This window comes from Enterobacter sp. 61D5 (assembly GCF_034107965.1).
GTDB classification, from domain to species: domain Bacteria; phylum Pseudomonadota; class Gammaproteobacteria; order Enterobacterales; family Enterobacteriaceae; genus Enterobacter; species Enterobacter cloacae_M.
Genome location: NZ_JAWNFK010000002.1, coordinates 36,428 through 61,053 on the forward strand (window position 1 = coordinate 36,428; position 24,626 = coordinate 61,053).

General features: G+C 57.6%; 18 protein-coding genes and 2 tRNA genes. 8 read left to right on the top strand and 12 right to left on the bottom strand.

Going from position 1 to position 24,626, the window contains the following annotated elements; all coding sequences use genetic code 11:
• The first annotated feature begins 194 nt into the window (after positions 1 to 194).
• Positions 195 to 770: a lipid IV(A) palmitoyltransferase PagP gene (gene pagP / locus UTM25_RS00365; protein WP_032668488.1), complete on the top strand. Its 576-nt coding sequence runs from the start codon at positions 195 to 197 to the stop codon at positions 768 to 770.
• Here pagP and UTM25_RS00370 read toward each other — a convergent pair.
• The 3 genes from UTM25_RS00370 to UTM25_RS00380 are packed head-to-tail and all read right to left on the bottom strand — an operon-like array spanning position 767 to position 5,876.
• Entirely contained in the window at positions 767 to 1,732 is a 966-nt protein-coding gene (locus tag UTM25_RS00370) for an acyltransferase (protein ID WP_194399585.1), read from the bottom strand. The genes pagP and UTM25_RS00370 overlap by 4 nt on opposite strands.
• Positions 1,729 to 4,791: an efflux RND transporter permease subunit gene (locus UTM25_RS00375; RefSeq protein ID WP_194399584.1), complete on the bottom strand. Its 3,063-nt coding sequence runs from the start codon at positions 4,789 to 4,791 to the stop codon at positions 1,729 to 1,731. Before UTM25_RS00375 ends, UTM25_RS00370 begins: the two co-directional genes overlap by 4 nt.
• Entirely contained in the window at positions 4,791 to 5,876 is a 1,086-nt protein-coding gene (locus UTM25_RS00380; protein WP_194399583.1) for an efflux RND transporter periplasmic adaptor subunit, read from the bottom strand. The genes UTM25_RS00375 and UTM25_RS00380 overlap by 1 nt, the downstream gene beginning before the upstream one ends.
• Positions 5,877 to 6,273: 397 nt before the next feature.
• Between UTM25_RS00380 and UTM25_RS00385 the strand changes: the two genes are divergently transcribed.
• From UTM25_RS00385 to ldtA, 3 genes are all read left to right on the top strand, one after another.
• On the top strand, positions 6,274 to 6,705 hold the full coding sequence (locus UTM25_RS00385) for a universal stress protein (RefSeq protein ID WP_063441213.1): 432 nt from the start codon (positions 6,274 to 6,276) through the stop codon (positions 6,703 to 6,705).
• A 47-nt stretch (positions 6,706 to 6,752) separates the two neighbouring features.
• Positions 6,753 to 9,446, top strand: coding sequence for a cation-transporting P-type ATPase (locus UTM25_RS00390; protein ID WP_194399582.1), 2,694 nt, complete (start codon positions 6,753 to 6,755; stop codon positions 9,444 to 9,446).
• Between the two features lie 61 nt (positions 9,447 to 9,507).
• Complete coding sequence (gene ldtA, locus UTM25_RS00395) at positions 9,508 to 10,404, top strand: L,D-transpeptidase (RefSeq protein ID WP_194399581.1); 897 nt, start codon at positions 9,508 to 9,510, stop codon at positions 10,402 to 10,404.
• Positions 10,405 to 10,561: 157 nt separating this feature from the next.
• Here the strand turns inward: ldtA and UTM25_RS00400 are convergent.
• A tRNA-Asn gene (locus UTM25_RS00400) sits at positions 10,562 to 10,637 on the bottom strand.
• 320 nt (positions 10,638 to 10,957) lie between these two features.
• Between UTM25_RS00400 and nac the strand changes: the two genes are divergently transcribed.
• Both nac and cbl read left to right on the top strand, forming a co-directional pair.
• Positions 10,958 to 11,875 (top strand): nitrogen assimilation transcriptional regulator NAC, encoded by a 918-nt coding sequence (gene nac / locus UTM25_RS00405; RefSeq protein ID WP_008499475.1) that lies wholly within the window; start codon positions 10,958 to 10,960, stop codon positions 11,873 to 11,875.
• A 96-nt stretch (positions 11,876 to 11,971) separates the two neighbouring features.
• Entirely contained in the window at positions 11,972 to 12,922 is a 951-nt protein-coding gene (gene cbl, locus UTM25_RS00410; RefSeq protein ID WP_023336219.1) for an HTH-type transcriptional regulator Cbl, read from the top strand.
• Between the two features lie 43 nt (positions 12,923 to 12,965).
• Here cbl and UTM25_RS00415 read toward each other — a convergent pair whose 3' ends face one another.
• A complete protein-coding gene (locus UTM25_RS00415; protein ID WP_320714184.1) occupies positions 12,966 to 13,571 on the bottom strand; it encodes a glutathione S-transferase family protein in 606 nt (201 codons plus the stop codon).
• A 173-nt stretch (positions 13,572 to 13,744) separates the two neighbouring features.
• On the opposite strand from UTM25_RS00415, the gene UTM25_RS00420 reads away from it, so the two are divergent.
• Positions 13,745 to 14,656, top strand: a complete 912-nt coding sequence (locus UTM25_RS00420; protein WP_194399579.1) for a LysR substrate-binding domain-containing protein — start codon at positions 13,745 to 13,747, stop codon at positions 14,654 to 14,656.
• 151 nt (positions 14,657 to 14,807) lie between these two features.
• Here UTM25_RS00420 and UTM25_RS00425 read toward each other — a convergent pair whose 3' ends face one another.
• The gene (locus UTM25_RS00425; RefSeq protein WP_194399578.1) at positions 14,808 to 15,728 is read right to left on the bottom strand and encodes a LysR family transcriptional regulator; all 921 of its coding nucleotides are present in this window, start codon (positions 15,726 to 15,728) and stop codon (positions 14,808 to 14,810) included.
• A 141-nt stretch (positions 15,729 to 15,869) separates the two neighbouring features.
• Here UTM25_RS00425 and UTM25_RS00430 point away from each other — a divergent pair, with 141 nt between their 5' ends.
• Positions 15,870 to 16,271: a RidA family protein gene (locus UTM25_RS00430; protein WP_194399577.1), complete on the top strand. Its 402-nt coding sequence runs from the start codon at positions 15,870 to 15,872 to the stop codon at positions 16,269 to 16,271.
• Positions 16,272 to 16,325: 54 nt separating this feature from the next.
• Here UTM25_RS00430 and UTM25_RS00435 read toward each other — a convergent pair.
• The 6 genes from UTM25_RS00435 to UTM25_RS00460 all read right to left on the bottom strand — a co-directional run bounded on the left by UTM25_RS00435 (position 16,326) and on the right by UTM25_RS00460 (position 24,532).
• Positions 16,326 to 16,401 (bottom strand) — tRNA-Asn (locus tag UTM25_RS00435).
• A 164-nt stretch (positions 16,402 to 16,565) separates the two neighbouring features.
• Positions 16,566 to 18,755: a TonB-dependent siderophore receptor gene (locus UTM25_RS00440; RefSeq protein WP_194399576.1), complete on the bottom strand. Its 2,190-nt coding sequence runs from the start codon at positions 18,753 to 18,755 to the stop codon at positions 16,566 to 16,568.
• Positions 18,756 to 18,781: 26 nt separating this feature from the next.
• Entirely contained in the window at positions 18,782 to 20,107 is a 1,326-nt protein-coding gene (locus UTM25_RS00445; RefSeq protein WP_194399575.1) for a lysine N(6)-hydroxylase/L-ornithine N(5)-oxygenase family protein, read from the bottom strand.
• On the bottom strand, positions 20,104 to 21,846 hold the full coding sequence (gene iucC, locus UTM25_RS00450) for an aerobactin synthase IucC (RefSeq protein WP_194399574.1): 1,743 nt from the start codon (positions 21,844 to 21,846) through the stop codon (positions 20,104 to 20,106). The genes UTM25_RS00445 and iucC overlap by 4 nt, the downstream gene beginning before the upstream one ends.
• The gene (locus UTM25_RS00455) at positions 21,843 to 22,790 is read right to left on the bottom strand and encodes a GNAT family N-acetyltransferase (protein WP_194399573.1); all 948 of its coding nucleotides are present in this window, start codon (positions 22,788 to 22,790) and stop codon (positions 21,843 to 21,845) included. Before UTM25_RS00455 ends, iucC begins: the two co-directional genes overlap by 4 nt.
• Entirely contained in the window at positions 22,790 to 24,532 is a 1,743-nt protein-coding gene (locus UTM25_RS00460) for an IucA/IucC family protein (RefSeq protein ID WP_194399572.1), read from the bottom strand. Before UTM25_RS00460 ends, UTM25_RS00455 begins: the two co-directional genes overlap by 1 nt.
• Positions 24,533 to 24,626 lie beyond the last annotated feature (94 nt).

A 24,626-nucleotide genomic window follows, 5' to 3' on the forward strand; every position in this document is an offset into this window, starting at 1 on the left:
CCGTCATATAAACGGAACCTATGAGACTACCGCGACAAAACGCCTGAGAAAACGTTTTTATCTTTCCGGATGGTGCTGAATAAATAAATTTCATCTTCGCCTGCGGCGAGATAATTGTGTCTTCTGGCTCCGTTAAAGGCTGAATGGTTTACAGTAATAGTGACCGCTGCGTAAGTTAAGCTGAGGGAATAACGATGCAACGCACCTTTTCGGCATTCTGGATGATTCTGTTTTTATTCGTCGCACCGCTTCATGCGGAGCCCAACGTCTATGGTGAACAGCGTATCAGCGGCTGGTGGAATGCGCTGACGGATGATATTTCACAAACGTGGGAAGAGCCCCAACGTTACGACCTGTACCTGCCGTTTCTGAGCTGGCACGCTCGCTTTATGTACGACAAAGAAAAAACCGACAATTACAATGAAATGCCGTGGGGCGGCGGGCTGGGCGTTTCCCGCTATAACGAAGAGGGCAACTGGAGCGCGCTGTTCGCAATGATGTTCAAGGACTCGCACAACGAATGGCAGCCCGCGATGGGCTATGGCTGGGAGAAGGGCTGGTATCTGGATAATGCCAAAGATTTCCGCCTTGGACTCGGTGCCGCGGCGGGCATCACGGCGCGAGATGATTTTGCAAACTATGTCCCGCTACCGTTTATCTTCCCGCTGTTTTCCGCCGGGTATAAGCGCGTTACCGTCCAGTTCACCTATATTCCCGGAACATATAACAACGGCAACGTGCTCTTTGCCTGGCTGCGCTTAGGCTTCTAAAGGGTGATCACCTTTTTTGCCACGGCGTTAGACAATACCAGCATGGAGAACAGAACAGAGGTGACGAAGGTGAGCACAATCAGCGCCAGCTTCATACCGAGAGAGGTCACCGGTATCAGCGCCGTCAGCAGATGAAACACCGAGTAGTGCACAATATACACGCCGGTCATCGTTTTGCTGATGGCGGCCAGAATGGACTCCTTAAATTCAGCATTGCGGCGAAAGCGCACGCCGTTCGCCGCAATCACCAGGGCAATAATCAGGATGTAGATCTGCGAGCCAGTGAGAATAAAGGCGTTTCTGTCCGCCTTGAACAGCGCGAAGAAGAAGTGGCGCTCGTAAAACCAGGTGAAGAGGTAGATAAACGGGATGGCGACAACCGCCGCCCTGACCACATTTTTGCGGCTAATCCACTCGGCAATTTTCGGGTCGCAGAAGAGTTGCCCCGTCAGATAAAACAGCAGCCACGTCCACAGCCGATACTGCGGTGAAAGAGAAAGGGCGTGCGCCTCAGGATAGAGCGCCGATAGCAGATCGTATCCGTAGGAAAAGAGCAGCAGGGCGGCAATCGCGCCGCAGAACAGCGCTCGCCGCTGGCTGAGCCACTCCACCGCCGGGTGGAAGGTGTAAATCACCACAAAGGCGAACACGAACCAGGGCTGGATTAAATACCCGCGCTGATAGGGCTCCCACAGGTAGTAGATCGTTATCCAGAACAGAAAAACAATCACCAGACTTTTAATTTTACCCAGTTGCCAGCGGGTGCCGTGCCGTGATTGTCCGTCGAGATAGCCCGCAACCACAAAAAACAGCGGCGTGGCAATCGTCGAGATAAAGGTTAAAAACCCCAGGATCCAGTGGTAGTCATAATCATAATGATCCCAGGTGTTGTAGATGGTAAAGAAGGTCACCGCCGTCATACAGCCCAGCGTCTTGATAATGTTCAGCCCTGTCGCATTCATTGTGGTTTGGCTTCGTCCTTACGATGGAAACACGCATAGATAACGGGGAGTACCAGCAGCGTCAGGATTGTAGCAAACCCCAGTCCAAACATAATCACAACGGCCATGCTCTGGAAGAAAACGTCCAGCAGCAGCGGAGCCAGGCCCAGTACGGTCGTGAACGCGGTGAGCAGGATAGGTCGCAGGCGCGAGGTGGCGGCGTACACGATCGCCTCGTGCTGATCCTTTTGCGTTTTCTGCTGCTCAATCTCTTCCACCAGCACGATGCCGTTGCGGATGAGCATGCCGCTCAGGCTCAGCAGACCAATCAGCGCCATAAAGCCAAAGGGAATGCCGGTAAGTAAAAATCCCGGCGTCACGCCAATCAGCGCCAGCGGTACGGTCAGCCAGATGGCGACCGCATTTTTCACCGAGCTGAACATCAGCACCGTAATGACAAACATCACCAGATACCCGAGAGGTAGCGTAGTGAATAGCCCCTGCTGCGCTTCGCTGGAGTTTTCCGCGTCTCCCCCCCACTCGATGCTGTAGCCGTGTGGCAGGGGAAGGGCATCTACTTGCGGCTTCACGCGGGCGAGAATGTCCCCGGAGGTTTGCTGGCTCAGCGGGTCCGGGTCCGTCTGCACCGTCAGCACCCTCGAGCGGTCGCGGCGAAGAATGAGCGGATCTTCCCACTCCAGCGAGAAGCGGCTGACGACGTTACTCAACGGGATATACTGCTGCCGCGTTTGGCTCCACACCAGCACGTTGTTCAGGTGATTGGCGTCCAGCCGTTCGCTCTCAGGCGGGCGCACCACGACCGGGAGCAGGTCGCTGCCTTCCCGGTACAGCCCAGCCCGGCTGCCGGAGAAGTTCATCTCCAGCGCGTTATCAACGTCCTGCTTATCTACGCCAAGCTCGCGGCCCAGGGCGGCAACGTACTGTGGGCGGATCACCTTGCTGCGGTTTTGCCAGTCGTTCCTGACGCTGCCCGTGGCCGGGTCGCGCGTGAGAATATCGTCCACCTGACTGGCTATCAGACGCAGCCTGTCAGGGTCGGGGCCTTTAATGCGCACCTCAATGGCGCTGTCGCCGGAGGGGCCAAACATCACGCGCTTGGTGCTGGCGTTGACCTGCGGATAGTTTCGCGCGATGTACTCGTCCACGTGGCGCGTCAGGGCGGAGATGTTGCGCTGGTCATCCATGCGCACCATGATCTGCGCATAGTTGCTGTACTGGCGCTGTCCGCTGTAGGTCAGAATAAAGCGCATACTTCCCTGACCAATGGTTGCGACGGTGGTCTCCACGCCTGGCTGGCCATTGATCGTCTTTTCAATATCGCTGGTCATTTTCTCGGTCCACTTGATATCCGTACCGTAAGGTAACCACAGGTCGACAAAGAAAATCGGCGTATTAGACGACGGGAAAAAGTTTTGCCGTACGGCGCCGAAGCCCCAGACAGACGCGGCCAGCAGCGCAGCCATCACAATGAGCGTCGGTGCCTTATGGTGCAGCAGCGTGTTAAGCAGGCGCTGGTAAGCGCGGTAGAGGCGTTTGTCGTAAGGATCTGACTCGTCGGTTTTATCGGGCGCGCTGTCGTTTTTAAACAACCACCACTTAATCAGAACCGGGGTGAGGGTGAGCGCCGAGAACCAGCTCAGCATCAGGGAAATTAGCAGCACCTGGAACAGGGATTTACAGTATTCCCCGGTGGAATCCTGCGACAGCCCGATAGGAGCAAACGCCAGGATGGCAATCACCGTCGCCCCCAGCAGCGGCAGGGCGGAGCGGCGGATGATGTAGTTCACGGCGGTCAGCAGAGGCGAGCCCTGCTGTCGGGCAATCAACACCCCTTCGACAATTACGATGGCGTTATCCACCAGCATGCTGAGGGCGATAATCAGCGCCCCGAGCGAGATGCGCTGCAGCTCAATGCCCCACAGATACATAATCAGCAGCGTGCCCAGCACGTTGAGCGCGAGAGAAAACGCGATGATGATCCCGCTGCGTACGCCCATAAAGACCAGCAGCACGCCGATGACAATTGCCAGCGCCATCAGGAAGTTAATAATAAAACCGTTAACGGATTGGCCCACTTCGGCTGCCTGATCGTAAAACAGGTCTATCTGTATGCCGGCCGGTTTTTCCGCCGACATCTGGTTTAGCTTCGCCTCCAGCGCGTGGCCCACGTCGATAACGTTCACGCCGGGAATAAACGAGACGCCCATGGTGACGGCTTTTTTGCCGTTGGCATGGTAGATACTGGCCGGCGATTCGTTCAGCCCGCGCGACAGCGTGGCGATATCCCGCAGACGCGTCGCCGCCCCGGCGCCGGAAGGCGTGATGATAATATCCGCCAGTTCATCAAGATTCTCGAATTCACCGGTCGGGTGCAGGCGAATGGATTCGGTGCCGGAGGTGATTTCTCCGGCGCTGGAAACGACGTTAAGTCTGCTGAGCAGGGCGGAAAGCTGGTTCAGCGTAATGCCGCGCGCGGCCATTTTGGTCAGGGAGATATCGATGTTGACCTGTTGGCTAATCGCTCCGCCGATGGCGACCTTCGCGACGCCAGGGATCAGAATTAACTCCCGGCGCAGCTGCTCCGCATATCGCACCAGTTCAGGATTACTGAATTCATCTCCGGAAATGGCGAAGAAGAAGCCGAACACGTCGCCGAAATCGTCATTCACAAAGGGCGTGACGACGCCGGGCGGGAACTGACGCGAGGCATCGCCCACGCGGCGTCGCAGTTCATCCCAAATCTGCGGCAGCTCGTTCGAGTGATAGCGAGAAGCGATGTTAACGGTGATTTGCGACAGACCGTTTGAAGAGATGGAGCTCACGTTGTCCAGATAAGGCAGCTGCTGAAGAGCATTCTCCAGCGGAAGCGTCACCTCCTCTTCAACCTGCTGAGCGGATGCGCCGGGGTAGTGGGTGACCACCACTGCGGTTTTGATGGTAAAGGCGGGATCTTCCAGCCTGCCGATATTCAACAGGGCAAAAATACCCCCGATGCCCAGCAGCAGGATCGTTAGCCAGACGCGAACAGGGTTATTAATAAATTGACGAGAGATATCCATTACAGTCCCCGTTCACGCGTCCAGATACGCACCGGCTGGTTAGCATGGAGCTCACCAACGCCTGCGGCCACCACGCGCTCGCCCGCCTTAAGCCCGCTGGTAATCACCACCCCTTCGGTGCTCACTTGCCCCACGCTGACCTTGCGGTCTTCCAGATGCAGCGCGTCGCCTTCGCCCGTTACGACCCAGACGTGCGGCTCATTGCGCGGGCTGTTGTCCGGGTTAAAGACTGCCTCAACCGGTACGACCAGCGCCTGAGCGTCCGCGCCCGCCGGGAGGTTGGTTAAATTGATGGTCACCGTACCGCTTACGCCGCCGACGGCGGGAAAATCATCTGGCCGCGGCATGGTCAGTATCACCTGCCAGGTCAGGGTATTGCTGTCGCTGCTGCCCGAGTGCTCTTTGTAGACGGCGGTAAATTCCCGATCCGGCATGGCGTTAATTTTCACCACGGGGCGATACTGCGCGTTGCGGATATCAAAGGCCTTAAACAGGTTTTCAGGGATGCTGAACACCACGTCAAGCAGGTCGGTGCGGGTTAACGTGGCAATAGGCTGACCGGCAGACACCACCTGATGGTTTCGGACATGTACGCTGGCCACCGTCCCGCTGAAGGGGGCGACGAGCGTCATCTGGTTTAGCTCTTCCCGGGCAATCTGCAGCGCCGCATTCGCCGAATCGCGGTTCGCACGCTGCACGTCCATTTCCGCTTTCGAAATCGCCTGGCGGCCCGCCAGCGTCTGGAAGCGGTCGAACTGCCTCTGGGCCAGCGTCGCCGCCGTTTGTCTGTCATTAACCCTCTGCTGGGCTTCACGGGCGTTCAGTCTGGCAAGCTGTTGCCCCTGTTTGATGGCTGCGCCCTGACGCACATCGAGCGCTTCAATTTGACCGGCGCGCTTGAAGGAAAGGTCTGTGGCATCGCCCGATTCAATGCGGGCGGGAAAAACGCGCTGCTGGGCGTGACCGGGAACCGTCACCTCCGCCACTTTTACCATCCTGGGAAGGGGGGAAGCTTGCTTCGGTTTTGGGTCGCACGCCGTGAGCGTTAACAAAACGAACGGTAAAAGAGAGAGATAGCGGTTCACTGTATTCCCCTAATAAATAACTGTTTTATTTATTCCATAACCTGGACAGGGGGTGACACTATTCTGCCAGAACAGTGACGACCATATAGGTAAATAGACCAATCGCCGTGCTGGCGATAATGGCAAGTGCAATAAACATACCCAGGCGGATCAGGCTTAAACCATACATACATTCCTCCATGAGCCGGAAGCGGTAGCTGACTATGAGCATAGTCGGCGAAAAGATAAATGTTAAATAACCATTATCAGTGGGGAAACGCTAAATCTGATATTCCTGTGCTACGTTTAATATTGTTCATCTCTTTTTATCGTAACTGTCATTAAGGGCAACCCCCTGCATTTAATGCGTTTTTTTGCTTCATTCACTCTCGTGTTGGTTATAAAAAGGATGCTCGATATGTATAAAAACATTCTCGTTCCGGTGGATGTCTACGAGACAAGCCTGGCGGATAAAGCGTTGCAGCATGCACAGTTTCTGGCGCAAAGCGCAACGGGTGACATTCATTTGCTGCACGTCATGCCCAAATTTTCAGCCGAACTGACGCGTGGTTTTATTTCAGATGCGCGCAAGATGGATGAATATATGATTAATAATTCAAAAGAAAAGCTGTCTGACCTGGTCAAAAAAGTAAATCTGCCAGAAGAGCGTGTTCATCTCCACGTCCGTAGCGGGAATGTTCGTGATGAGGTTATTAAGCTGGCGGATGAACTTGCCGTCGGCGCGATTATTGTCGGCTCGCGAAATCCCAATATTCAAACCCATTTGTTAGGATCGGAGGCGGCAAGTATTGTTCGTTACGCTCATGTTCCTGTTTTCGTTATTCGTTAATTACAGAGAAGCAAGGTGATTTCTGAATAGAACCTGAGGAAGGAACGATGAAAACAGGAAAACCTGAACGTCCGTATTATCAACAAACCGTTGACGAAACCCTGTCGAATATCCACTCCACCCTGGAAGGCCTTAGCGGCACAGAGGCATCAGCCCGACTGCAGCAGCATGGTGAAAATGCGTTACCGCAAAAAAAGGGTAAACCCGCCTGGCTGCGCTTCCTGGCGCATTTTAAAGATGTATTGATTTACGTTCTGCTGGTGGCCGCGTTGCTTAAGCTCTTTATGGGCCACTGGGTAGACATGTTTGTGATCCTTGGGGTTGCCATCATTAACGCGCTGATTGGCCATATCCAGGAGAGCAATGCTGAAAAATCGTTGCAGAGTATTCGCAATATGCTCTCCAGCGAAGCCGTGGTGTTACGACAGGGGAATCATGAAACGATCCCCACCACGGCGCTGGTCCCGGGAGATATCGTGGTGATCCGTGCCGGGGATCGTATCCCTGCCGATCTGCGCGTGATTGAAGCGCATAACCTTCGCGTGGAGGAGGCCATCCTGACCGGCGAATCCACCGTTGTTGAGAAAAACAGCGATGCGTTAAGCGGGGAACTGCCGTTAGGTGACCGGTATAATCTGCTCTACTCAGGCACCACCGTCAGCTCCGGCGGCGGTAAAGGCGTGGTGGTGGCAACCGGGGGCGAGACCGAGCTGGGCCACATCAATCAGATGATGTCCGACATTGAAAAGCACCGCACGCCGCTGATGGTGCAGATGGATAAGCTCGGTAAGACCATCTTCATCACTATCCTGGTGATGATGGTGGCGCTGTTTGTCTTTAGCCTTCTGTTCCGCGATATGCCGGTTTCCGAGCTGGTGCTGTCGCTTATCAGCCTCGCCGTTGCCGCGGTGCCGGAAGGCCTGCCGGCCATCATCTCCATCATCCTTTCGCTTGGCGTACAGGCCATGGCGCGTCGCAAGGCCATCATTCGCAAGCTGCCTACGGTGGAAACGCTGGGGGCGATGACGGTCATCTGCTCGGATAAAACCGGCACCCTGACGATGAATGAAATGACGGTCAAAGCGGTGATTACCGCTGACACGACCTATCGCGTGGAGGGCGACAGCTACGAACCGGTGGGGAATATTCACCCCGTAGATGACCCAACGCCCGTCAGCGTGACGCAGGGTTCCCTGCTGGAACGCTACCTGCGCACCATTGACCTTTGTAATGACAGCCAGCTGATCAAAGACGAGCAGGGGCTGTGGAAAATCACCGGGGGCCCAACCGAGGGCGCGTTGAAGGTGCTGGCGGCGAAAATCCCGCTCCCACCGCTCGATACCGAAATGCGCAGCAAAATCCCGTTTGATTCACAGTATAAATACATGTCCACGCTGTACCGGCTGGGCGATGAAGAGGTGATTTTAATCACCGGCGCGCCGGACGTCCTGTTCCGCCTCTGCCAGTACCAGCAGACGAATGACGGGCTGCAGCCGTTCGATCAGCCTTACTGGGAAGGGAAGATTGAAGAGTATGCCCGGGAAGGGCTGCGCATGGTGGCTGCGGCCTGGAAACCTGCCCGCGAGGGGCAACGCGAGCTGGATCACCCGGACCTGCATGACGGCGTGATCCTGCTGGGTATTGCAGGGATGATGGATCCGCCGCGTCCGGAGGCCATTACCGCCATTGCCGACTGTCTGCAGGCCGGGATCCGCGTGAAAATGATCACCGGCGACCACCCGCAAACGGCCATGAGCATTGGGCAAATGTTGGGGATTGGTAACGCCGCAAGCGCTATCACCGGACGTGAGCTGGAAGCGATGGACGATCGTCAGCTGAGCGACGCCGCGCAGCAGTACGATATTTTCGCCCGAACCAGCCCGGAGGATAAATTCCGTCTTGTGCAGGCTCTGCAAAGTAAGCAGGAAGTCGTGGGTATGACCGGGGATGGCGTAAATGATGCCCCAGCGCTCAAGCGGGCGGATGTGGGTATCGCCATGGGGATTAAGGGGACGGAAGTGACCAAGGAGGCCGCCGACATGGTGTTAACGGATGACAACTTTGCCACCATTGCCAGCGCGGTGCACGAGGGGCGCCGGGTTTACGACAACCTGAAAAAGACCATTCTGTTCGTTATCCCCAGCAACATCGCGCAGGCTCTGCTGATCATCATCGCGCTGCTGGCGGGGAACCTGATCCCGCTGACGCCGGTCCTGATCCTGTGGATGAATATGGCGACGTCGGCAACGCTGTCGTTTGGCCTGGCGTTTGAAGCGGGTGAGAAGGACATCATGAACCGGCCACCGCGCAAGGCTAATCTACATGTGATGGACGGCTATGCTATCTGGCGCGTGGTGTTTGTCGGTCTGATGATTGCCATCAGCGCATTCGTGCTGGAAGCCTGGCTACAGCCGCGCGGCTATTCGGCGGAATTTATCCGCACCGTGCTGCTGCAAACTCTGGTCACTGCGCAGTGGTTTTACATGCTCAACTGCCGCGTTAATGACGGCTTCTCGCTGAGCAAAGGCCTGCTGGCGAATAAAGGGATTTGGATCGTGAGCGGCGTACTGCTGGCGCTACAGCTTCTTATCATTTACGCACCGTTCATGCAGATGCTGTTTGGCACCGAAGCGCTGCCGTTCCGCTACTGGGTCATCACCTTCCTGATTGGTTTTGTGATGTTCCTTATTGTCGAGGCGGAGAAAGTGCTGACGCGCAGGTGGCGCAAAACCGAGGCGTAATAGCGTAAACTGAGAAAGCCTGCCTTAATCCGGGCTTTCTCTTTTTTGAGCACAGGAAACTATGATTCGACTTACCTGGTTCGTCCTTTCGCTGTGTGCCGCTGTACCCGGTGCGTTTGCCGTAACCTATACGCTTCCGCCGGAAGGCAGTCGTCTGGTAGGTACCCCGATTATCATCACCGTTCCCGAAGGCAACACGCTGCCTCTGGAAGCCTTTGCCGCACGATACGGGCAGGGGCTGAGCAACCTGCTGGAAGCAAACCCGGGCGTGGATCCTTTTTTGCCCAAACCTGGCACCCGGCTGGTGATCCCTCAGCAGCTGATTTTGCCTGACACCGTCCGCGAGGGCATTATCGTGAATGCGGCAGAAATGCGTCTCTACTACTACCCGCCGGGCGGTAACACCGTTGAAGTGCTGCCCATCGGCATCGGTCAGGCCGGGCGCGAAACCCCGCGTAACTGGGTGACGGCCGTTGAGCGTAAGCAGGAGGGGCCAACCTGGTCTCCAACGCCGAATACGCGCCGTGCCTATGCGGCAGAAGGGAAAACGCTGCCGGCATTCGTGCCCGCCGGGCCGGACAACCCGATGGGGCTGTATGCGATTTACATAGGCAGGCTGTATGCCATTCACGGCACAAACTCGAATTTCGGCATCGGGCTGCGGGTGAGTCAGGGCTGTATCCGTCTGCGCAATAACGACATCAAGTATCTTTTCGATCATGTTCCCGTAGGCACCCGCGTGCAGCTTATCGACACGCCGGTTAAAGTCACCACCGAGCCGGACGGCAGCCGCTGGGTGGAAGTTCACGAGCCACTATCACGTAACCGCGCGGAATTTGAGTCAATCCGGAAAGTGCCGCTGCCTATTTCAGCCGCGCAGCGAACGCAGCTGATAAACGAGGGCGCGGGCGCTGAGCTGGAACGGCGGTCGGGGATGCCGGTGAAGCTTGGCATGTAAAGGTATAGTGCGGGCTGGTGCCCTCACCCCAACCCTCTCCCACGGGAGAGGGGGCACACACGAGCCCCGTAGGTCGGGTAAGGCCAAGCCGCCACCCGACAATTTTTCGAGATGCAGAAAAGCAAAAAGCCTGCTTTAAAAGCAGGCTTTTCAAATTTGGCTCCTCTGACTGGACTCGAACCAGTGACATACGGATTAACAGTCCGCCGTTCTACCGACTGAACTACAGAGGAATCGTGTGAACGGGGCGCATATTATCGACCTGCGTTCGCCTTGTCAAAGGGTGGATCAACGCCTTTTGATTGTTTGCTGACAAAATCGGCAAAGTGATGTTTTTGACAGCGGAATGCACCGTCATGGTGCGGGTGTACCCCTAATGGGGCAGATCATAAACTGCTGTTTCGGTAATAAAACCCCCCTCTGTAATTAGGTTTCCTTATTTTCAGGCGCTTAGCGAACAATTTAGACCGCCTGGTAAAAGTGGCATTCATATTGCAAAACCTGTTCAACAACGACAGCCGGTTCCGGCACAGCATTTCGAACAGGGGGCAAAATGAACTTAAGACGACTGAAATACTTCGTAAAAATCGTCGATATCGGCAGCCTGACTCAAGCGGCAGAAGTGCTGCATATCGCGCAGCCTGCGCTGAGCCAGCAGGTGGCTACTCTGGAAGGCGAGATGGATCAGCAGCTGTTGATTCGCACCAAACGCGGCGTCACGCCAACGGAAGCAGGCAAGATCCTGTATACCCATGCGCGCACCATCCTTCGCCAGTGTGAACAGGCGCAGCTGGCGGTGAATAACGTGGGCCAAACCCTGAGCGGGCACGTTTCTATTGGACTGGCGCCGGGAACGGCCGCGTCCTCTATTACCATGCCGCTGCTGCAGGCCGTTCGCGCCGAGCTGCCTGAGGTGCTGGTGTACCTGCACGAAAACAGCGGCTCCGTGCTGAATGACAAACTGCTCAACGGCCAGCTGGATATGGCGGTCCTCTACGATCGCTCCCCGGTCGCCGGCATCACCAGCCAGCCGCTGCTCAAAGAAGATCTCTACCTCGTGGGGACCCGCGACTGTCCGGGCCAGAGCGTAGACCTTACCGCCGTGGCAGAGATGAACCTTTATCTGCCGCGCGACTACAGCGCCGTGCGCGTGCGCGTGGACGAAGCGTTCTCCCTGCGCCGCCTGACGGCCAAGATCATCGGTGAAATTGACTCAATCTCCACGCTCACCGCGGCCATTGCCAGCGGAATGGGCGTGACGGTTCTGCCGGAATCCGCAGCACGCTCGCTGTGCAGCGCGGCGAACGGCTGGATGGCGCGCATCACTACGCCTTCGATGAGCCTGCCGCTGTCGCTGAACATGTCTGCACGCGGTTCGCTGTCGCCGCAGGCGCAGGCGGTAAAAGAGATTTTGATGTCGCTGGTCAGCAAGCCGTCGCTTGAGAACCGTGAACTCCAGCTCGTGAGCTGATATTCCATAAAAGCATAAGATGCTGGTTTTTATTATTTGTTCTGCAGCGCGGCTGACTCTAACAATAGAGCTATGTCAGATGCGCCGGAGTGAATCGTGAATTTCCAGCAACTTAAAATTATCCGTGAGGCGGCCAGGCGGGACTACAACCTGACCGAGGTCGCCAATATGCTTTATACCTCTCAGTCCGGCGTCAGCCGCCATATCCGCGAGCTGGAAGAGGAGCTGGGCATAGAGATCTTTATCCGTCGCGGCAAGCGGCTGCTCGGCATGACGGAGCCTGGTAAGGCTTTGCTCACCATCGCAGAGCGGATCCTCAACGAGGCCAGCAACGTGCGTCGTCTGGCGGATCTCTTTACCAATGACGCCTCGGGTGTACTCACCATCGCTACCACCCACACCCAGGCGCGCTACAGCCTGCCGCCGGTGATTAAAGCGTTCCGCGAACTTTTCCCCGACGTCCGTCTGGAACTCATCCAGGGCACGCCGCAGGAAATTGAAGTGCTGCTGCAAAACGGTGGGGCGGATATCGGCATTGCCAGCGAGCGCCTGAGCAACGACCCGCTGCTGGTGGCGTTCCCCTGGTTCCGCTGGTACCACAGCTTATTACTCCCGGTCGATCATCCGCTGAATCAGGTTTCCCCGCTGACGCTGGAAGACGTCGCGAAATGGCCGCTGATTACCTACCGCCAGGGGATAACCGGACGTTCGCGCATAGACGAGGCCTTCAACCGCAAAGGGCTAACGCCGGACGTGGTGCTGAGCGCGCAGGATTCTGACGTGATCAAAACCTACGTCGAGCTGGGTCTGGGCATTGGCCTGGTGGCGGAACAGTCCAGCGGAGAACGCGAGGACGGGAACCTGGTGCGTCTTGATACGCGTCATCTGTTTGACGCCAATACCGTATGGCTTGGCCTGAAGCGCGGGCAGCTGCAGCGCAACTACGTGTGGCGCTTTATCGAGCTCTGCAACGCCGGGCTGTCGGTGGATGAGATTAAACGCCAGGTGATGGAACCGGAAGAAGTGGCGATTGATTATCAGATTTAGGTGCTGGTTTGCCCGGTAGCGCTGCGCTGACCGGGCTCATTGCTTAGTTGAACGGATATTTTTTAAAGACCGCCTGTGATTCGAATGATTCGGCAACCGCCTGAATCTCTCTAAAATCCGCTGCGTTAACGACGTGCGGGATCATCGACTGAATAAACGTCCAGACAACCGTGCTCGTGACGGTAACCTGATCGGGAGCGGCGGAGGCCGGACGCGTCTTCAGCAAGGCATTCCATTCCCTGCAGGCCGCCAGCAGCTGGGTTGTAATGCGTTCGACCCATAAAGCGTGCTGCTTTTCCACCGGGCGCTGGTGGTGTTCATACACATTTTGCACGGCTTTCTCCGCGGCGGCGAGGATAAAGCCCAGCGTCTGAAGATCGTTTGCCAGCGCATCCGGCGCGACGGGCAGGAGCCTCCGCCCGGGGGCGGCCTGAGCCTCGAAATAATTCAGTATCAGCGACGAATCCATCAAACGTATTCCGTTATCCAGAATCAGCGTGGGCGCTTTTACCGCGGGGTTGATTCGGGAGAACGCTTCGAAAGTGCTAAAGACCGACAGCGGCTGGCTTTCAAACTCAATGCCATAAAGCTCAAGGGAGATCGCCACGCGCCGTACATAAGGTGAATCCATCATGCCAACAAGCTTAATCATCGTTCCCGTTTTCCTGTCTCTGTGAAATAACGCGTCATTGAAGAGGATGAACAGACAGTACAATACAAACTTCCTGGCGAATATCTTCAGTATCTTACCGTAAAGGTTAGTATTACTGACATGTGGGCAAGTTGCCGTTATACATCCAGCGCGGATAAGGGAGTGCTTTCATGTCGGATTTTCCACCCATTGCCAGTTTGCGAAGCTTTGAAGCCGTCGCCCGTCTTGGCAGCGTGACGCTGGCGGCGAAAGAACTCCACGTTACCCATTCCGCAATCAGCCAGCAGATCAAACTGCTGGAGGAGATGGTGGGCGTAAAGCTCTTTATCCGTCAGGGACGCGGGGTGCAGATCAACGAAGAAGGGCGGCTCTATGCCTTGCAGGTACGCGAGGCGTTGAACCATATTGCGGATGCCACCCGGCTTGTACAGGTGAAGCCGAGAAAGCAGGAGCTGACGCTGGCGATGGTGCCGTCTTTTGGATGCCACTGGCTGTTGCCGCGTCTGGAACGCTTTCGGGCGAAATATCCGCTAATCACCCTTCGGATCCAGGCCAGCCTGACGGTCACCAGCCTGCAGCAGGAGGGGATAGACATCTCGATACGGATGGGGAAAGGAAACTGGGAAGGGAGCGAAAGCCAGTACCTTTTTTCCGATGAACTCATTGTGGTGGCCGCGCCTGGCTATAACGACGGTGTGTTGCCCGCTACGCCGGCTGAGATTGCAAAAAGTCATATTATTTTTTCCATGGAGTCGTGGAAAACGTGGTGCGTGAATGCGGGGCTGGACAAAGAGATCGTGCCTGGCGGTTTATGCATTAACGACTCCAATATCATTATCGAAGCTGTTCGGCTCGGGAAAGGGATCGCGCTGGAGCGCCGCTCTCTGGTTCAGGATGCCATCACCCGGGGTGAACTGGTCCAGCTAATCTCCATTACCGCGCCGTATCCCTGGCCTTACTGGCTGGTGACAGCGCGGTCAACGGAGACGAAGCCGGAGGTGGCTCTTTTTGTCGCATGGCTGAACGAGGAGGTTGCGGCCTGGCGGCAGTTGGTGGGTTCCGCGGAAAGCAACGGCCTATAGAAAAGCAAAATTTTCAAATTTGGCGCCTTTGACTGGATCGCCTTACCCAAAGTTGGCTAAATTGTAAGCCAACTTTGAATTCCCTTTCTGTCAAAACGCCATGATGACCACCAGTCAACGCTAATGTGCGGATCAGCGGGCTGAGATGCAGTTATTTATTGGCGGAAGTGGGGACATGCTGCTGCATCAATTCAACGATCCAATCAATAAAAACGCGCAGTTTGGCGTTAACGTGGCGGTTCGGCGGAAAGGCCAGGTACAGGGGCATTGGATCAATACGCCAGTCTTCAAATAGCGGAATCAAGGAGCCACAAGCCTGATGTGCTGCCGCCATATAAACGGGTAGCGCAATCACGCCTAATCCCGCGCGCCCGGCTTCGAGGTAGGCGTTGCCATCATCCACTGCAAGCACGTAGCTGCCCGTGATTTCAATATGTTCGCTCTCACCGTGCAGTACCAGAGGATCAACCTTGCCGGTGCGTGAGGACAAGAATCCCACTATGCGATGGTCCGTGTTTTCCAGCTCTCGCGGATGCGCAGGTGCGCCGAGGCGTTCCACATAGCTCGGTGCGACGTAAACACCGATTTGCAAATCGCCAACATGGCGTGCGATCAGGGACTGGTCGTTGATTTCGCCGCCGCGCACGACGCAATCCACGTTGTCGCCGATCAGATCCACCACCCGGTCACTCACGCCCATGTCGAACTGGATATCAGGGTAGCGCGCGTGAAAAGCCGGTAGTGCGGGCACCATCACCAGGCGGGCGAGAGGAGTGGGCACGTCCACCCGTAGTCGCCCCCGGGGCGTCATCGTCGCACTGGACAGGCTGTTTTCAGCATCTTCCATGTCCGACAGCAGGCGGATGACGCGCTCGTAGTAGACCGCGCCATCAGGAGTGACGCCGAGCCTGCGGGTGGTGCGGTGGAGCAGCTTGACGCGCAGGCGCGCTTCCAGCTGTTGAATAAGCTGCGTCACCGTGGTTTTGCTCATATGAAGCGTTTGGGCAGCCCTGGTGAAACTGCCTGCCTCCACCACGCGAGCAAAGGCGCGCATCGCATCGAAACGATCCATCCCAAGTCCTTTCTTTTCACCGATTGTTTGGATATTACAAACAATGATGAACAAAGTCGCTTGTTTATCCGCCCGATCCGACACCTGTAAAGTGTCTTTGTGTTCACCGGGCAGATTTCGCCCCATTACAAAGGTACTAACATGACAATACGCAAAGCCGTTTTTCCCTTCGGACGGCAGGCGCTCTACGAGCGCAACCGGTATTCACCCGCCATCAAATCTAACGGCTTCCTGTTTGTCTCGGGGCAGGTTGGTAGCCGGGAGGATGGTTCGCCTGAAGAGGATCTCAACGCGCAGATCCGGCTGGCATTCGATAACCTTAATGCTGTTCTTACGGCTGCGGGCTGCACGTTCGATGACGTTGTTGACGTTACTCTCTTTGTCGTCGATCCCGAGTCAAACCTCGACGCTATCTGGAGTATCCTGCCAGAATATTGGGGGGAAGCGCCTTACCCGACGCTGACCGGGATCGGCGTGACGTGGCTGTACGGATTCCAGTTTGAGATTAAGGTGATTGCCAGGCTGGATGCGATTCAGAGTTAACTTCAGATACGCAGAAAAGCAAAAAGCCTGCTTTAAAAGCAGGCTTTTCAAATTTGGCTCCTCTGACTGGACTCGAACCAGTGACATACGGATTAACAGTCCGCCGTTCTACCGACTGAACTACAGAGGAATCGTGTGAACGAGGCGCATAGTAGCGACCTCAGTACGCCTTGTCAAAGGGTGAAAACGCACTTTTCGTTTGTTTGCCGACAATTTCAGCAAATCGCTGATTTTATAGCAAATTCGCGTTGAAATTACACAGCAAAATGCGCCGCCCGCAGGCGGCGCGCAGGATCAGAACAGTACGGAGTAGTTCAGACCAAACGTACGTCCGCGGCCTTTATAGGTATACAGCCCCGGTGCGCCGTAGGTTGGGCTATACAGCCCCGGTGCGCGCTGGCCCCAGGCGGTGGTGTAGTCTTTGTCCAGCAGGTTTTCCACGCTGAAGCTGACCTTACCCACCGGCAGGGCGTAGCTGCCCAGGAAGTCGACCGTGTTATAGCCATCGATCTTCTTGCCGTCGGAATCTGACACGTCAAAGGTCTGCGTGCTCTGCACGCGCAGGGTCCAGTCGCCCGGCGCCCAGTTGACCCAAGCGCTGGCTTTTGACGGGCTTGCGCTGTCAACCGTCAGCTTCTCCCATTTCCCGTTTTCGCGCGTTTCAGACTTGATGGCGTTAAAGTTCGCACCGGTGCTCCAGTCGCTGTCGGAGAAGAAATAGTCCACCTGACCTTCCACCCCGTAGATACGACGCTTGTCGTCTTCCAGGTTGATGGTCATATCCGTCTTGTTGATGGTGATGGTTTTATCCGAGAGCGAGTAATACGCCGCGACCTGCGTGCGCAGGTTATCGCCGGTATAGCGCCAGCCCAGCTCATAAGCGTTAACCTTGATACCGTCCAGCGTCGAATCGTTCACGTTGACGCTGTTCAGCAGGCGATAGTGACCGTTGCTGAGCTGATAGGTGCCGGAGCCGTAGTACTTCGCCAGGTCCGGAATTTCGAAGCCCTGGGAGAAGTTAAACCACAGCTGCTGCTGTTCGGTCAGGCGGCCGAGGATCCCGGCGTTAAACAGGAAGTTGTTGTAATCGGTTTTCCCACCCGGCACCGCGTCGGCGGAGGTGGCTTTCCCGGTGGCGATGGCCTGCTGCTGGGTGTAACCGACAAAGTCGTCTACCTTGTTCTCGGTGTACTGATAACGCACGCCGCCGCTCAGGGTGATGGCGTCAATGTCGTAGCTGGCCTGCAGGAACGGGGCGAGGTTGGTGATGCTGTAGCCCGGGTAACGGCCCACGTTGTAGGCGTTATCCAGCTCCATGCCGCCGCTCGCCGCAGCCTTGCTCAGGTTAAAGAACTGCTGGTTGGCATCGAAGGTTTCGTGGTCGGCATCCACACCCCAGGTCAGCGTCAAATCGTCCACCGGCTTGCTGTTCAGCGTCAGCTTGCCGCCGTAAAAATCGGTTTTCTGCTGCGACGCGCCGATGCTGCTCACCACGCCTTTGGTCAGGGTCGGGAACGGATAATAGGTCAGGCTCTCGTCGCGATAGTAAATCTGCGCGACCAGATCCTGGCCCCAGAAATCGGTATTGGAGTACTGCAGGTTAATCAGATGGCGCTCGGTGCCCGGTACGCGGTCAGAATCGAGATTATCTTTGTTGTACGCGGTTGCATCGCCCGTTACCGCCGAGAAGTTCTTCCCGAGATACAGCCCGTGCTTTCCGTCGGACTCGCTCTTGTAGTACTGCGTCGTCAGCTGCAGCTGTTGGCGATCGTCAATGTTGATGGTGCCTGTGCCCATCACATCAATACGGTCGGAATACTGGAGGCCGGTCTGGGTGTTATCGATAATCACCTCGTTGCCTTTGCCGTCATACCAGCCGCCGTAGCGCTGATATGACACCGACAGACGACCGGAGGCGTTATCGTTGCCGCCGCTTACGGCTGCCGACACGTTCTCATCGTGATCGTTGTGGCTGTTAAACCCGCTCTTTGTCCCGGTCTGGAACTCAACTTCGGTCTCCGGCTGGCCTTTTTTGGTGACGATGTTCACCAGGCCGCCGGTGCTGCCGCCGCCGTAGAGCGAGGTGGCGCCGGAGATCACTTCGATACGGTCAATGTTGAACGGATCGATAGAGTCCAACTGGCGGCTGTCGCTGCGGGACGAGTTCAGGCGAACGCCGTCCACCATCACCATCATGGAGCGGCCGCGCAGGTTCATGCCGTAGTTGGTACGGCCCTGGCTGCTGACGTCCATGCCCGGAATCAGCTGTGCCAGCACCTCTTTAATCTCTTTCCCGCCCTGAACCTGCTGCTCAATTTCAGCCCGTTCAATGACCCAGGTGGTCTGCGCCATCTCCGCCACGCTGCGGTGCGCGCGGCTGGCGGAGACTACGATATTTTCTTCCTTTTGTTCTTCCGCCCACGCAGAGGTAGAAAGCATTGCAAGCAAGCAAGGATTTAAAACCCAAAGATGAGAACGTTTCATTGTTATGTTGATCCTGATTGTGTGTGTCAGTACTCGGTGGTTTTTGCTAACGATTTAAAAACCGTGCTGCTGTCCGGGCTGGCGGTGGTGCGCCAGTGGATAACGCCGGGTGTGGTGGCCAGCTCAAACGGCTCGTCCGCGTGCGCGCGATTCAAAATTCGCGCCGCGCGCCAGGCCATCAGGCTGAGCTGGGGTTCGGCAATGCCGAGACGGTGCATCCCGGCATTCACGGCAAACAGGCGGTTGCTCTGCGGGCCGTCCCATTCGAGGGTGAAATCGTTGTTGATGCAGAAGGCTTCGTCCGTATCCAGCTTCAGGCGGTGGGACAGCGGCGCGAGGAACGCCGGCTGCACGGCGCGGTAGCCGGTGGCAAAAATCACCACGTCGCTCTCCAGCTGCTCGCGGCCGCCGTCGAGGTGATGCTGAATGCTCAGACGATGTCCGTTTTCCTGGCGCGTCAGGGCCGTCACCGAGCGGGACGGCAGGAGGTGCGCCCAGGGTTTTTCACGCAGCACTTCGAAGCGGTGGTACATGGCGCGGTAAATCGCCAGCAGGGACTCGGTAGTAATCCCGTCGGAGGTCATCTTCTGCTCGTGCAGCATCTGACGACGGGCCTCTTCGCCCAGCGTGGAGAAGCTGTCCACGTACTCCGGCGTGAAATACTCGTTGGCAAAGGCGGCTTCATCCAGCGCGTTGTAGTTATTGCGGCGCGATACCCAGTTCAGGCTCAGCGGCTGGCCCCATTCGCCGCGGAAGATATTCAGGAACAGGTCGGCGCCGCTCTGGCCGCCGCCGACGACGGTGACGCGCTTGCCCGCGAGATCAGGCGTGCGCAGCATCATCTCGCTGGCGTGGAAGCAGGTATCGTCCTGCGTTGTAACGCAGTCAGGCAGGTTGATCTGTTTGCCAATCCCCACGCAGACGTGGCGCGCCAGGAAACGGTCGCGCTGGGTCACCACCTCAAACAGGCCGCTTTTCTCATCAAAGCTCACCTGCTGCACCTGCTGGCTGAAGGACAGATTGGTGAGGTTTTCCGCCGCCCAGCACAGGTAGTCCGCAAACTCTTCGCGGGAGACGGTGCGCTGCTCGGTGGTCAGGAAGCGGTAGAACTTTTTGCGCTGCACCAGGTAGTTCAGGAAGCTGTGGCGGTTGGTTGGCTCCACGGCGCTGACCAGATCCTTCAGGAAGCTGGTCTGCATGTGGCAGTCCGGCACCATCATTCCCGGGTGCCAGGAGAAATGCGGTTTACGCTCAAGGAACAGCGAGCTAAAGCCGTCCAGCCCTTCGGCCAGAGCGGCGATGCTGAGGTTAAACGGGCCAATACCAATGCCGATGAAATCATAGGTTTTCATTGCGCTGACTCCCGGGAGGCGAGAAAAAGAGGGTTATCAAGGTCGGTGACGTAGTTCGGCAGCATGCGGCTGCCGCCGTCGTGTTCGGAGAAGGTCAGTTTGACCGGGTTGAGGATCACGCGAATAATCTGCGGCTTGAAGAGATCGAATTTGGCGAAGCGCTCTGCCAGATCCGGGTGCGCCGCCATATAACCCCGTAATACCCCGGCCAGAATCTGGTAGAAGCGCGTTTCGCTCACGCCGCATTGCAGGGTGAGGCGCGAGATAAAGCGCAGCACCGTCACAAAGTTGCCGGTTTGCAGGTCGTGAATGATGTAATCCGCGCTCAGGCGCGCCGTGACGGCCTTAACCTGCTCCGGCAGGCTCTGGGCCTGCGGGAAATCCTCATCCACCAGGCGCATATCGCCCTGGAAATCTTTCAGCAGAATGCGCTGCGGGACATAATCCTTCATCACCAGCGTCACGTTCTGGCCGTGGGCGATCAGCGCCACGCCGTAGCGGCAGAGCAGGTGATAGAACGGGATCACCGTTGCCTCAAACAGCTGTTCAAGCCACGCGTCGGCGCTTAGCACCGAGCGTTTAATCCACGCGTCGATCAGCGGGCGCCCGGCATTGTCGGTTTCCATCAGCGCGGCCATCAGTACCGCCTGTTCACCGTCTTCTAAATAACAGGACGGATTCTCGCGCCAGATAACCCCCAGCATCTCCTGATAGCGGTAGGGCGCTTTCGGCAGAGCCGCATAGCCCGGATGCGATAGATAACCGGCGGCGGGTTCGCCAAGCACCTGCGCACCGGAGCGGGCAAGCGTGGCGTCGGTGGCAAACTGCTGCTGCAGCCAGCGCGAGGCCAGCGGCCCGGCGGCAATGTATTTGCCCGGGATGCCGCGATAGCAGGAGGTGTTGTAGATGGTCAGCGGAAGCTTGATGTCGTACGGCGCGCGACGGCTGGCGTTGGTGAGCGTGCGCAGGGACTGCTGCGCCAGATACTCGTCGCCAAATTCGCCCAGCTCAACCATCTCTCCGCGCGCCAGCTGGGCCAGGAAATGAACGGCAATCTTCTGCTGCCACTGCCACGGGTGCAGCGGCACCGGCAGCCAGCCGTTGTTGAGACCCAGCGCCTGCCAGCGGGCGTCAAAGCGGGCGCGCTCGGCGTTGTCCATGGCGCTCGCCAGCAGAGCGTTGATATCGCAATCGGCGTCGCTGCTCCAGACCAGATGCTCCCGCTGAACGGCAACCCAGTGCAGACGAAAACGTCCGCGATACTCAGGCGCGTACTGACGCAGCGCGTCCAGGCCCCAGCCGCGGCGACCTTTGTTGAAAATAAACTTCGGGTGACCGCTCATCAGACACTGTAATTCGTCCGGGTCGAGGTGGATCAGCGCGTCCGCGTCCAGCGCTTCACGCGCCTGCAGCAGCTGCATGTCGCCGCGCAGCGTGGCGTAGAGATCTTCCATATGCTCTGCCGTTTGCGCGTCGCTCATCTCCAGCACCGTCGCCAGCTGCAGCAGTGCCTTTTCCGCTTCGACGGCCTCGCCGCTGGCGGCGATCAGGCTGTCCGGGTCGATATGCAGCCAGCCCCAGATCCCGCGCGCGGCGCGAAACTGCCAGGACTCGGTGCCCATGGCGATGCGCCAGCCGTCCGACGAAACCGGCTCAGCGCGCAGGGTGCGTTCGTACTCCAGCTCGGCGAGGATCTTCGCCACCAGCTCGCGGTTCACTTTCTGCCAGAGCGCGTTCACAGGCCCACCTCGCTGAAGAAGCGGTGACGCTGGCTCATGATCAGGCGCGAGCGCTTGTGCGGGAAGTCGAACTCTTTCATCGTCTCAAAACCGGCGGAGGCCAGATGGCGGAACAGGCGCTGGTTGTCGAAGCGCGGCTCGGCGACGATGCGCGCGGTGCGCGGTTCATCGAGATACAGATAGTGGCTCAGGCCGCGCAGCCAGCTGCGGATGTACTGCGCGCCGCGCCAGTTCTCTTCACCCACCAGCATGTGCAGCCCGCGGTCAAACGGCTGCCAGCGGTAGTGGCGGCCAATGCGGTCTTCCGCCGCCCAGTAGAGCTCAAAATAGCCGAACGGCTGGTCGTCGAAGCAGCCGATAACCGGGTAGCAGTAGGTCGAGTCAAGCTGACGGCGCAGGTAGCTTTCCTGCTCGGCCTGCGGGCCCGCCATCTCCCAGAAGGCGTTCACGCGCGGGTTGTTCATCCATTGGGTAAAGCGCTCGCCGTCCAGCGCCACGTCGGCCACGCGGAAGCTGAGGGTGCGCTTAATTTGCGGATCGTAGCGACGGTACACTTCGCCCTGCGGGCGGTGAGGACGCAGCGGGAAGTACAGCTGACGGTTCTCATCAAACTGCATCCCGCCGCTGGCCTGCGGCCGTTCGCCTTTCAGCCACAGCGGCAGCTGCCAGAAGGTTTCGCGTGCCAGATAGTCCCCGTGGGCCAGGCTAAACAGCGCCTGTGCCTGGGGTTCATCCTGCCAGGTCGCCCAGGGCAGGGTAATGCCGGTCAGGGCGGGCGCGGCAACAAACAGCTGATCGAGTGCTTCGACCAGCCAGCCGTCCGGGAGCCCATTCAGACGTTCCAGCACCGCGCTGCCGTCGAGACCCAACGTCAGCGGCAGCGCGCGATCCGTTGCGGTGCAGCGAAAGCCGTAGCCGGAATGGACGATATTCGCGATTGCCATTACGCCTTCTCCTTGTAAAACGGGTTGCTAAAGTCGAAATAGATCACCGCCGGATCGACGATGGTGTTTTCATTGCGATCGTGCAGGTAGCAGAAGAAGTTGCCTTTGCAGTTCCAGGTCGGGCTGTCGAGGACGTAGTCGAGGCAGCGGGTCTGCTTCGCCGTGCGGCGCAGTTCGGCCAGCGCGTTGCGCACGCGGGACATCAGGTTCTCCTCGCTGTCGAAACCGGCGGCGGCGAGGGCGGCGGTGACGGCAAGGGTAGAGTTCAGCAGCAGGTAATAAGGGAAGTAGCGCAGCAGCTGGCTCTCACCAAAGCGATTTTCCACCTCCGTTTCGCCCGCCTCTTTCAGCCACGCGTCGGCTCCTTCGGTCCACGCGCTGCCCTGGCAGTCGCGGTAGATCAGCCCGACGGGGAAATCCTGCTGCATCTCAACGAGGATATTTTGCTGGTGCGCCAGCAGGACCAGACCGTAGTCTGCCTCGGCGCTGAACAGCGGGAGCAACACGCGGTCGCAATAGGCATCCAGCCAGCAGCGGGCGGCCTGGGCGAGCGGTAAATCCAGACGCTGGCTCAGACGGCGCACCGCGGAGGCCAGCAGGCTGTCGCCGCCGTCCGGCGCGGCCTGGGTCAGGCTCACCAGCACGTTGGTCTGGGTGTCTGGCGTATCGAACAGCAGATTGACGCGCAGGGCCATCAGGCTCTCTTCCTGAATAACGCCGCTTTCGTCACGCAGCCCCGCCCAGCCGTCCTCCTGCATCACGCGCATGGTTGGGTAGCGTGCCTGTAATTCTTGCCAGCGTTCCGTTTTCGCCAGGCGCGCCAGGCGCATTCCGCGCTTAACCTCTTTGACCGACAGCGTGCGCACGGAGTTGGTCAGGCGCACGCTGAGGGAGAACTTAATCATGTCGCTGTTGGTTTCGCTGTACAGCGAGCGGGACGAGCTGGTAGGCAGCCACTGCGCGCCCGCTTCGCCCAGATCCTGCAATGAACCGTTTTCCGCCAGACGCTGGCACCAGTCCTGCTCCAGCAGATAGTCGGCCTGCCATGGATGCATCGGCAGCAGCCAGCGGGTGTCGGTGAAGTGGCCGAGCAGCTCAGGCGCGCTCTGGGCTGCGAAGCGCAGCAGACGCTCGCGCAGGGAGACGTTCAGGCTGTCGCCGGCAACGAGCGCGCTCTCAACGGCAAACCAGCGCAGCGGGAAGCGGGAGGCGAAATCGGGCAGATAGCGACGCGCCTCGGTTTCGCTGAACGGCTCGTGCGACTTCGGCGCAGGGTGAAACGCGTGGCCGACCAGCAGCGCCTGTTCCGCGTCGGCAAACGTCAGCGGCTTATCGCGCAGGGTTGCCCAGCCGTGGCGCAGATCGATCGCCTGCCAGGTGTGCGCATGGCTTTCGAGAACGCGCTGCTTAAAACGCGCCAGCGTATCGGCATCCAGCGAGCCTTTAACTGATGGTTTTTCAAGAATTAAATCAACCAGCTGATTAAATGTGACGGCGTCACCGTCATCACTGTTGCTCTGAATAAGCGTTGCCGGGAAACGGTACTGATGATGCTGGGTGGGAGAGAAATAGCGTACCGGAACCCGAAGAGCCTGGGTTTGGGACAGCGGGATATGAATGTTCGGTAACGCATCCGCAGCGGTAGCGGGGAGATAGCGCCAGTCCTTCGTTTCGCGCAACAGGGCGTTTAAAAAACACTGGGCTGCAACGTCTGTACCGGCAGAGCGGGGCAGAGCACGCATAGATGTACCTCATTCCATGATTGATAATAATTCTCGTTATGATATTCATTCTGTTTACAGTCGCAACCATTTTTGCAATATTTGTTTTCATAAA